This is a genomic window from Mesorhizobium sp. M0088, from assembly GCF_040322895.1.
In the GTDB taxonomy this organism is placed as follows: domain Bacteria; phylum Pseudomonadota; class Alphaproteobacteria; order Rhizobiales; family Rhizobiaceae; genus Mesorhizobium.
In genome coordinates, this window is the sequence record NZ_JAMYUI010000054.1 from 1 (window position 1) to 10338 (window position 10338).

Sequence of the window (10338 nt, forward strand, 5' to 3'; positions counted from 1 at the left end):
GCGGTATGGTTCCTGGCCATCGGCCTTTCCGGCCTCAACCACATCATCGCCGATCCGGAAATCCTGTGGGCGGTGAGCCCGCACTATATCGTCGCCTTCCTGATCAATTCGCCCGATGTCGCCTTCGTGACCATCGGCGCCATCTTTCTCGCCGTGACCGGCGCCGAAGCGCTCTATGCCGATCTCGGCCATTTCGGCCGCAAGCCGATCGTGCTGGCCTGGCTGGCGATCGTGTTTCCCTGCCTGCTGCTCAATTATGCCGGGCAGGGTGCCTTCGTGCTGGCCAAGAATGGCGTCGTCGGCCATCCGTTCTTCGAGATGAACGAAGGCTGGACGCTGATCCCGATGGTCGTGCTGGCGACTGCCGCCACGGTCATCGCCAGCCAGGCGGTGATATCAGGCGCGTTCTCGCTGACCAGGCAGGCGGTGCAGCTCAACATGCTGCCGCGGCTCGAAATCCTGCACACGTCGGAGAAACAGTCCGGCCAGATCTACATGCCGCGCGTCAATCTTCTGCTGGCGCTGGTGGTGATGATGCTGGTGGTCGGCTTCGGCGAGTCCAGCAGGCTGGCGTCGGCCTACGGTATTTCGGTGACCGGCAACATGCTGGTGACGACGGTGCTGCTCTATGTCGTCATGACGCGCATCTGGAAATGGCGGCTGTGGGTGGCAATCTCGCTTACGGCGCTGTTCGGCTTCATCGATGTCGGCTTCTTTGCCTCCAACATCGTCAAGGTGTTCGAGGGCGGCTGGGCCTCGCTGGCCGTGGCCTTCACCGTCGTGCTGGCCATGTGGACCTGGGTGCGTGGCAGCCGCTATCTGTTCGACAAGACCCGACGCAACGAGATCCCGCTGGATTTCCTCGCCGGCAATCTGTTGAAGAAGAAGCCTCAGCTGGTCTCAGGCACCGCCGTGTTCCTGACCAGCGATCCGCTCAGTGCGCCAACCGCACTGATGCACAGCCTGAAGCACTACAAGGTGCTGCATGAGCAGAACGTCATCCTTTCGGTGGTGACCGCGCCGCAGCCGGTGGTGCCCGACAGCGACCGGGTCAAGATGGAGACGGTCAACGAGCTGTTCATGCGGGTGACGCTGACCTTCGGCTACATGGAGCAGCCCAACATTCCGCGCGCACTGGCGATCTGCCGCAAGCAGGGCTGGAAGTTCGACATCATGACGACCTCGTTCTTCCTCTCGCGGCGTTCGCTCAAGGCCTCGCCCAATTCCGGCATGCCGGTGTGGCAGGACCGGCTGTTCATCGGCCTGGCCCGCACGGCGGCGGACGCGACGGAGTATTTCCAGATCCCGACCGGGCGCGTGGTCGAGATCGGCACGCAGGTGGCGATCTAGGACATGCCGGATCGGCGAATGGACTGTGCCTCACGGCACAGTCCATGTCACTCCGCTTCAACCGGCCAGGGCGACCTTGTTCGCCTCGAGGAATTGCTTCAACGTCTTTGGCGTCCTGCCCGAAAGCGACTCGATTGCGTCGGTCACCATGGCGATACGGCCGGCGCGCGTGTTGGCGTCGAAGGACACGATGACCTCAGCGAAATCCTCGGGAACGCCTGATGCCTTCACGCCTTCGGTCAAGGCTTCATCCGAAACCTGGACGACATCGAGCGGCTTGCCGGTGACCTCGCTTACCAGGGCGGCAATCTCGGCCGTGGTGTAGGCCTGCGGGCCGGTCAAGGTGTAGGTCTTGCTTTCGTTCGAAACGGCAGCGAGACCGGCGGCGATCGCTGCTGCCATGTCGTCGCGCGCACCAGGCGCAACGCGGCCCTCGCCGGCGGACGTATACCAGTGTCCCGAGGCGATGGCGTGCGGCAGCCCCAGGAACAGGTTCTCCTGATACCAGCCGTTGCGGAAGATCGTGTAGGGAATGCCGCTCGCCTTGATGGCCTGCTCGGTGCTGTAGTGGTCATCGGCAAACAGGACCGGCGAAACCGGCTCCGGATTGGGCATCGAGGTGTAAAGCAGATGCGAAATGCCGGCGTTTTTGGCTGCGGCAACGGCATTTTTGTGCTGCTTCAGGCGCCTGCCGCTTTTGAGATCGAGATCCCCTGTCGAAATAATCAGCACCTTGTCGGCGCCCTCGAATGCGGTTTCCAGCGAGGCCGCGTCGTTGAAGTCGGCGGCCCTCACAACGACGCCGCGCAGCGCCAGATCGGCCACGCTTTCCGGATTGCGTGTGGTGGCGATGATCTTTGCTGGCGGAACTTTATGCGTGTCCAGGAGATAGCGGATGACGCCGCGGCCGAGCTGGCCGGAAGCGCCGGTGACGAGAAGGGTTTGGGTCATGGAAGATCCTGACATTGCGCCGCTAAGGCGGTTCGAGTGGCGGTCTCAAAAAGAGACCAGCACTAAAATAGGAATTGACCCAGAGCCGTAAAGAAGGCAGTTTTTCGGGAGGTAGGCACGCGCAGGGAACCAGCGGTGGACAGCAAGATCGTCAATCTGAGATCGAAGTTGGAGGTCTACAAGGCGGTCTCCGGCGGCGGCAACTTCGCCAATTGTCCGGTCCGCGAGGTCATACAGGGCGTGAGCGGCAAATGGAGCTCGCTGCTGATGATGGCTTTGGCCGAGCAGCCCTATCGATTCGGCGAGTTGCGGCGGCTGGTGCCTGACATTTCACAGCGCATGCTGACGCAGACGCTCTACGATTTGCAGCGCGACGGCTATGTGCATCGTGAGGTGTTCCCGACCAAGCCGCCGAGCGTCGAGTACAGCCTGACCGATCTCGGGCATTCGATGTTCGGCGCCTTGCATCAGCTGATCCTGTGGGCCGAGCTCAATCATGATGCGGTGCGCGGCGCACGCGCCGATTTTGACGCCGCCCAGGGCTGACCAGCGGCGCAAAGCCGTTGGTGACGGCTTGATTTCGTCCCGCCGCTGAAGGATTGTCCCGGCCAATCCGGCTTTGGGGGCACTGGCATTTCCTATGATATCGCAATTGCAGGCGCCGGGCCGGCGGGACTGGCCATGGCGCTCTATCTCAGGCGTGCCGGGCATCGGGTCACCGTGTTCGAGCGCTTCGATGAGCCGAAGCCGGTCGGCTCCGGGCTGATTCTTCAGCCGACAGGGCTGACGGTGCTGGCCGGTCTTGGCCTGCTCGACGACATACTGGCGCTGGGCAGCCGCATAGACCGCCTGTATGGCGCCGATGCTTCCACGGGCCGTACGGTGCTCGATGTCCGCTACGACGCGCAACGCGGTGGCCGCTTCGGGCTGGCGGTGCACCGGGCGGCTTTGTTCGGCGTGCTTTTCCGCGCCGCGCAGAGCGAGGCGATCGCCATCGAGACCGGCGTCGAGATCGAGGCCCTGGAGACCGGCGAACGGGCGACGCTGATCTGTGGCAACGGGCGGAGGGCAGGGCCGTTCGATCTGGTCGTCGACGCCAGCGGTTCGCGCTCGAAACTGCGCCGCGAAAGCGCTCCAGGCGAGCCGCGGCCACTCACCTATGGCGCGTTCTGGGCCTCGCTCGGCTGGCGTGGCGATGGTTTCGACGAGCACGCGCTGCTGCAACGCTACGACAAAGCGAGCGTGATGATCGGCGTGCTGCCGATCGGCCGGCCGCAGCCGGGCGCTGAAAAGATGGCGGCCTTCTTCTGGAGCCTGAAGCCGTCGGATGCCGATGAGGTGCGCGTTCGCGGCCTGAACGCCTGGAAGGAGAGGGTGGTCCGGCTGTGGCCGCAGAGCGAGGCATTCACCAGCCAAATCGACGGTTTCGACCAGCTTTCGCTGGCGCGCTACGGCCACCACACGATGAGGCTTCCGATTGGCCGGCGGTTGGCCGTCATCGGCGACGCGGCGCATTCCACCAGTCCGCAATTGGGGCAAGGGGCGAACATGGCGCTGCTCGACGCGGCGGCGCTCAGCCATGCGCTGGTGCGGACAAGGAGTGTCGAGGCAGCACTGGAAGCCTATGCGAAGGCGCGGCGCTGGCATGTCCGCATCTTCCAGGCACTGTCGCTGGCATTCACGCCGTTCTACCAGTCGGATTCGGTGGCGCTGCCCTTCATCCGCGACAGGCTGGTGGCGACGGTGGCAAAAATCTCGCCGGCGCCGCAATTCCTTGCCTCGATGGTGGCCGGAACCGTGATCGATCCGTTCAAGCGGATTGGACTCAAGGAAACACGGTGGAATTTCGGACAAAATCCGGGTCATGATACGACCGCATCCTAGAGTTTTTCGCATCAGACCGATCCGCATGAACGCTGTCATGTCCATAGTCCGAAAATCGCTAGGCCTGATGCAGGTCGTTGCGTCTGTCTTGGCCACGTCGGTCGTGGCGCCGCCCTTGCCGACGGCGCAAGCTCAGACGCTAGGTCAGGCCAGCCAGCAGGCTCCGGCAGACAGTGAAGCGGCGCTGAAGGCTCGGATCGATGCGGCCTACAAGCTGATGATGGAGGCGGGGCGCTTCGACGAAGGTTATGCGCAGTTGCGGGCGGCCCTGCTCGCTGCAGCCAGAAGCGACCTCTACGAGGTCACCGTGGAGAGTTACTCCAACGCCGGCGCGACGTTCCTCAACAACCAGATTCTCGACTACGCCGAAGAGATTTTCGCTGAGGGCCTGAAAACCAGGGCGATGCAGCAGGATGTCGCCAAGCGTGCCGATTTCTATCTCAATTACGCAATGCTGAAACAGGCCGAGAAAGACTATCAGGGCTTCGTTTCCATGTGCGCTACGGCAACCAATCTTTACGCCCGCTACCATGGCACGGAATCCCCGGAACTCATGTATGCCAACGATGTGCTGGCGACAGGGATTGCTTCATTCGGTCAAATCGCTGCGGCGATCAACGTCGACCAGCGCAATCTGGAGATTGCGGAGCGGGTGCTTGGCCAGGACGATCGATTCACCTGGAAGCTGCAGAACAATCTTGCCGACATGTTGCGTCAGATCGGGGCACCGACACGCGCCTTACAGTACGACCTGAATGTGCTCGAGAAACGTATCGGTTACTACGGGCCAAATCACTTCAACGTTCTGGTCAGCGCCAACAACACGGCTCAGGACTATCTCGACCTTGCCAAGTACGACGAGGCCTTGGGCTATTTCCAGCAGGACCGGGATATCGCTGTCGTCCTCAAGCAGGAAGGCAATTTGGTTGAGCAGGCCGATGCGTGGCTGCTCTACACCAGAGCTCTTTCCGGTGCACAGCCGCTTGACGCGCCGACGCTCGCACGCTTGCTGCCGGTGACCAACGACGCGAGTTATCCCGAGATATTGGCAATCAAGATCGCCAACCTGCTCGCCGCGCATTTCGCCGCCATGGGCGATGCCGAAAACAGCATGCACCAACTCGATCGGGCCTATAGCATCGCCGGATCGACATACGGCTCGGTGCACCCGCTGACCTTTGCCGCGCGGCAGGCCATGGCCAACCTCAAGGCGAAGTCGAATCCCGAGGCTGCAGCCACCGATTTTGCGGCTCTCAACGATGACATGTTGCGTTGGAATTGGTTCCAGGTGAGCACGGCCGCCAACCCGGTCGTCGCTGAAGCCAGCCGCGCCTTGGCCGATGACATGCTCTACGACTATGCGCGGTTGGCAAAGAACAACGCATCGGCAGTGCCGGCATTCGCTGAAGCGGTGCGTCGCTGGCCGACACTCGAAAACGACAAACGGGATCAGTTGCGCAGACTGTCGCGTTTGATCGATCCGAACGATATGGAGACACGGCATTTGATCCAGGCCGGGATACGGCTGTCCCTGGCCTACCAGGAGGCTGCTTCCAGTGGCGACAGTGCCGACGATCCAGGTGCGGCGCGGCCCGACCAGGCTCAGGCGGCGTACGAAAAGGCGATCACGAGAGTCACGACGAAGTACAGATTCGACCAAAGCGTGGTGGACAAGCCACTGCCATCCGCCAACACGCTGCTGAAGCCCAACGAGGCGCTGATCGATTATTTCATCACTCGCAAGTGGCGGGCGGATCGTGAGAGCGCCGATCCGCTGAAAGACGAACGGCTCTACGCGATCGTCACGCGCAAGGACCAGCAGCCGTCGCTCTATGACCTCGGCGATCCGCGCCGGCTTATCCCCGCCGCCCGGGAAACCCGCATGGCAAACCTCAGGTCGACCCGCTCCGCGCAGGAGCGTGGCGCTGTGACCCTGGTCGATTTGAACGCGACATTCACAGGGCTTTACGCCGGTCTGATCGCACCTCTGGAGCCGTCGCTTGGCGGCGCCGACACGCTTTTCGTGGTGCCGGACGGCAAGCTGTTTTCGGTGCCGTTCCCCTTGCTGCAGGACAGCAAGGGCGCGTCGCTCGATGATCGCTTCCTGGTGCGCATGCTGACCCGACCGGAATCGCTGTTGAACGCAGGCGTCGATCAGAGTTTTCCCAAGTCCGGCAAGGCCTTGCTGGCCGGCGGCCTGGACTACGCACGGGGTGCGGAGAAGGGTGCCGAGCCGCTACCGGGTACCCGCAAGGAGGTCGACGCGATCGCCTCGATCCTGCACGGCGATCATTATTCGGTCGAGACCCTTACCGGAACGGCTGCCGGCGAACGGGCGCTGCGCAAGGACATGGAGCAGGCCACGGTCGCGCATCTGGCCACACATGGTGCCTACCGCGACGAGAAAGAGGGCGGCGTCGGTGCCGTGAATGCGCTGTGGCAGAGTGAGGTCGTGCTGTCCCAGTCGGGAAACCGGCAATCGATGAAGCGCGATGATGATGACGGCCGGCTCTATGGCATGGAGCTGATGATGTGGGACCTGTCGAACCTCGACCTGCTTGTGCTCTCCGCCTGCGAGACGGCCCGTGGCCAGGAGACATTCGTCGGCGGTTTGCGCGGCCTGCCGACGGCAATCAACATTGCCGGTGCGAAGCGCTCGTTGCTAGCCCTTTGGCCTGTGGACGATGCGGGAACCGCTGCCTTCATGGTGAGCTTCTACGGCCATCTCGGCGCCGGGCGGACTTATCCGGAAGCGCTGCGCCAGGCTCGTCGCGATGCCCGCGACGGCGAGATATCAGGCGCGCAGGACCCTCGGGTGTGGGCCGCCTTCGTCATGTTCGAAAACTGACGGCCGCGAGCCAACGCTTGCCCGCGATCGATCCGTTCAAGCGGATCGGGCTGACCGAAGCGCGGTGGCCGGATCGCTTCGGCGGATGAGGCCTGAAAGGTGCGATCCCTTCGCTTGCAGGAAAGCATGCAGGCGCTGCGGATAGTCCGGCGCCACGGCTTGCCTGATCGACGGGCGCTCACTCAACGTTTTGCGCCAGGCTCGGACGAGCGGTTTGCCGTCCAGAATGCCGAAATCACCGATGCGGTCGAAGACATCGAGGTAGCGGAAGACCGGACCGTAAACGGCGTCGACCAGCGAAAAGTGCTTGCTGGCGAACCAGGGTCCGCCGGGCTCGTCCGCCAGCTCGGCTTCGAGGCGATCGAACATGGCGGACAGCGCGCTGGATTCGGCCAGGAAGCCAGCTTCGGTCGAGGCTGAATAGAACCGGCCGATGGCGTTGAGGGTTGCCGAACCGAACTCGATCCAGGCGCGATGACGGGCGCGGGCATAGGGGTCGGCAGGGTGGAGGGGATTGGCTTGCGTCTCTTCAAGGAATTCGAGGATGACGGCCGATTCGAAGATCACCGTTTCCTCGCCATTTCGCTGTACGCGCAGCAGCGGCACCTTGCCGAGCGGCGAGATCGCTTTGAACCAATCCGGTTTGTTGGCCAGGTCGATATCGATGCGCCCGAACGGCACGCCCTTTTCGGCCAGCGAAATCGCGGCGCGCTGCACATAGGGGCAGAGGTGATGGCTGACGAGGATGAGCTTGTGTGCCATGAGGTTTCCAAGGTTAATGCATTTGCATCTATATAGATGCACATGCATCTATCGTCAAGCTTGATGCAGATGCATCTACTGCCTATGCTTGGCCATGACCGAGAAAGCCACGCCTTCGCCAGAAGCCATCAAGGCCTGGGCTCGCCTGATGCGCGTTTCGCGCCAACTGATGGAAAGCGCTGAAGAAGCGTTGAAGGCCGCCGGCCTGCCGCCGCTTGCCTGGTACGACGTGCTGCATGAGCTCGCTGAGGCGGGCGAGGGCGGGCTGCGGCCGTTCCAGCTGATCGAGCGCACTCTGTTCGCGCAATACAACATTTCGCGCCTGCTGGCCCGGCTCGAGGCCGATGGGCTCGTCGAGAAACTGACGGTGGCCGATGATGGTCGTGGCCAGACCATCCGCATCACCGCCAAGGGCCGCGAGACACGCCGCCAGATGTGGGCTGTCTACGGACGGTCGATCACCGAACTGGTTGGCGCCAAACTGTCGGCGGATGAATTGACCAGGGTCTCCGCACTGCTTGGACGATTGCGCCATCCGCCAGCCTCCGATTAGCGAGGCTTGTCGCGCGGCAACGCATCACTTGCAGATATTTTGCGCCCGCCCTCTTGCGCGCGGCCTCGGATTGCGCAATATGCCGAACCGTAACGTACGGTACGGCTTATCGGAGTGACCGGTGGCCCGACCTTTCGAGAGAAGAGCGTGTTGCACAGCGTGCCCGACATCGACACCAGCGAAGCGCTGACAGAACGGCAGAAGGCCGTGCTCGACGCGGCGTTGCGGCTGCTGGTCGAGGAGGGCGATCATCTGACCATGACCGCCGTGGCGCGCCGCGCCAGCTGCTCCAAGGAAACGCTCTACAAATGGTTCGGCGACCGTGACGGGCTGCTGACGGCGACGGTGCAGTGGCAGGCCTCGAAAGTGCGGGTGGCGCCGGTTGACGGCAAGGGGCTCGATCTTGCCTCCCTGACCGCAAGTCTCGAACGCTTCGCCTCGGACTGGCTCAAGGTGATCTCCAGTGACACCTCGATCGCGCTCAACCGGGTGGCGGTCAGCCATGCCGGTTCGGGCAAGGACAATCTCGGCGCCGTGGTGCTTGAGAACGGCCGCTTCGCATTGGCCAAACGGTTGAAGCCGGTGCTTGAGGCCGGCCGACGGACCGGGCTTTTGGATTTCGCGGATGCCGAGACGGCGTTCCGCACCTTTTTCGGGCTGGTCGCCCGCGACGTGCAGATCCGTCTGCTGCTTGGCGACCGGCTGGAATTGACTGAGGCGGCGATCGGCGGCGATGCCGCGCGCGCGACGCAGCAGTTTCTCGCTCTTTTCGGAGCAAAAACCGGGCCGCAGGGCCTCTGATTCATAAAACGGGAAGGAAGACAAAATGCGCGTCTATTACGATCGTGATGCCGATCTCAATCTGATCAAGGGCAAGAAGGTCGCCATCATCGGCTACGGCAGCCAGGGCAGGGCGCATGCGCTCAACCTCAAGGATTCCGGCGCCAAGGAAATCGCCATCGGTCTCAAGGCCGGTTCGGCGACCGCCAAGAAGGTCGAGGCCGATGGGCTCAAGGTGATGAGCGTGGCCGACGCCGCCAAATGGGCCGACCTGATGATGATGGCAACGCCTGACGAGCTGCAGGCCGACATCTACAAGAACGAGATCGCGCCGAATATCCGCGATGGTGCCGCTATCGCCTTCGCGCACGGCCTCAACGTGCATTTCGGCCTGATTGAGCCGAAGTCGACGGTCGACGTCGTCATGATCGCGCCGAAGGGTCCCGGCCACACGGTGCGCGGCGAATACCAGAAGGGCGGCGGCGTGCCGTGCCTGGTCGCCGTCAACCAGGACGCCTCGGGCAATGCGCTCGACCTGGCCCTGTCCTACGCCTGCGGCGTCGGCGGCGGCCGTTCGGGCATCATCGAGACCAATTTCCGCGAGGAATGCGAGACCGACCTGTTCGGCGAGCAGGTCGTGCTGTGCGGCGGTCTGGTCGAGCTGATCCGGGCCGGTTTCGAGACGCTGGTGGAAGCCGGCTACGCGCCTGAGATGGCCTATTTCGAGTGCCTGCACGAGGTCAAGCTGATCGTCGACCTGATCTATGAAGGCGGCATCGCCAACATGAACTACTCGATCTCGAACACCGCCGAATGGGGCGAATATGTCTCGGGTCCGCGCATCATCACCGCCGAGACCAAGGCCGAGATGAAGCGCGTGCTCAAGGACATCCAGACGGGAAAATTCACCTCGGAATGGATGCAGGAATACCGCGCCGGCATGTCCCGCTTCAAGGGCATCCGCCGCAACAATGACAGCCACCAGATCGAGGAAGTCGGCGCCAAGCTGCGCGCGATGATGCCCTGGATTTCCAAGAACAAGCTGGTCGACAAGGCCAAGAACTGAGCGAAATCCACAAGCGCTCGAAAACAGCGGCTTCCATGAACAAAAACGGCGCCAAGTGGCTAATGCAGTTCACTTAAGTTGGGCTGGATGAGGATCTGGTAAGACCTATCGAACAGGATGGAGATTCGTTTCCATCCTGTTCGT

Annotated in this window: 9 protein-coding genes; 7 read left to right on the forward strand and 2 right to left on the reverse strand. The window is 62.6% G+C overall.

Annotated features, from left to right (window positions below):
• Positions 1-1350 (forward strand): potassium transporter Kup (locus NKJ67_RS34785; RefSeq protein WP_352585832.1); only part of this gene is annotated, 1350 nt, incomplete at its 5' end.
• A gap of 57 nt (positions 1351-1407) precedes the next feature.
• On the opposite strand, the gene NKJ67_RS34790 is transcribed toward NKJ67_RS34785, so the two are convergent.
• Entirely contained in the window at positions 1408-2301 is an 894-nt protein-coding gene (locus NKJ67_RS34790; protein WP_352585834.1) for an SDR family oxidoreductase, read from the reverse strand.
• 135 nt (positions 2302-2436) lie between these two features.
• Between NKJ67_RS34790 and NKJ67_RS34795 the strand changes: the two genes are divergently transcribed.
• The 3 genes from NKJ67_RS34795 to NKJ67_RS34805 all read left to right on the forward strand — a co-directional run bounded on the left by NKJ67_RS34795 (position 2437) and on the right by NKJ67_RS34805 (position 7033).
• Positions 2437-2847 (forward strand): winged helix-turn-helix transcriptional regulator, encoded by a 411-nt coding sequence (locus tag NKJ67_RS34795; RefSeq protein ID WP_127269397.1) that lies wholly within the window; start codon positions 2437-2439, stop codon positions 2845-2847.
• A 135-nt stretch (positions 2848-2982) separates the two neighbouring features.
• On the forward strand, positions 2983-4185 hold the full coding sequence (locus NKJ67_RS34800) for an FAD-dependent oxidoreductase (protein WP_352585836.1): 1203 nt from the start codon (positions 2983-2985) through the stop codon (positions 4183-4185).
• Between the two features lie 37 nt (positions 4186-4222).
• Positions 4223-7033 (forward strand): CHAT domain-containing protein, encoded by a 2811-nt coding sequence (locus NKJ67_RS34805; RefSeq protein ID WP_352585838.1) that lies wholly within the window; start codon positions 4223-4225, stop codon positions 7031-7033.
• Between the two features lie 36 nt (positions 7034-7069).
• On the opposite strand, the gene NKJ67_RS34810 is transcribed toward NKJ67_RS34805, so the two are convergent.
• Complete coding sequence (locus tag NKJ67_RS34810; protein ID WP_352585840.1) at positions 7070-7795, reverse strand: glutathione S-transferase family protein; 726 nt, start codon at positions 7793-7795, stop codon at positions 7070-7072.
• Between the two features lie 94 nt (positions 7796-7889).
• Here NKJ67_RS34810 and NKJ67_RS34815 point away from each other — a divergent pair, with 94 nt between their 5' ends.
• The 3 genes from NKJ67_RS34815 (at position 7890) to ilvC (ending at position 10194) form a co-directional block, all read left to right on the forward strand.
• Entirely contained in the window at positions 7890-8348 is a 459-nt protein-coding gene (locus NKJ67_RS34815; protein ID WP_127398663.1) for a MarR family winged helix-turn-helix transcriptional regulator, read from the forward strand.
• Between the two features lie 147 nt (positions 8349-8495).
• Positions 8496-9149 carry a TetR/AcrR family transcriptional regulator gene (locus NKJ67_RS34820; RefSeq protein ID WP_352585841.1) on the forward strand — a complete coding sequence of 218 codons (654 nt, stop codon included), beginning with the start codon at positions 8496-8498 and terminating at the stop codon, positions 9147-9149.
• Positions 9150-9174: 25 nt separating this feature from the next.
• Complete coding sequence (gene ilvC, locus NKJ67_RS34825) at positions 9175-10194, forward strand: ketol-acid reductoisomerase (RefSeq protein WP_013531065.1); 1020 nt, start codon at positions 9175-9177, stop codon at positions 10192-10194.
• Positions 10195-10338: the final 144 nt, after the last annotated feature.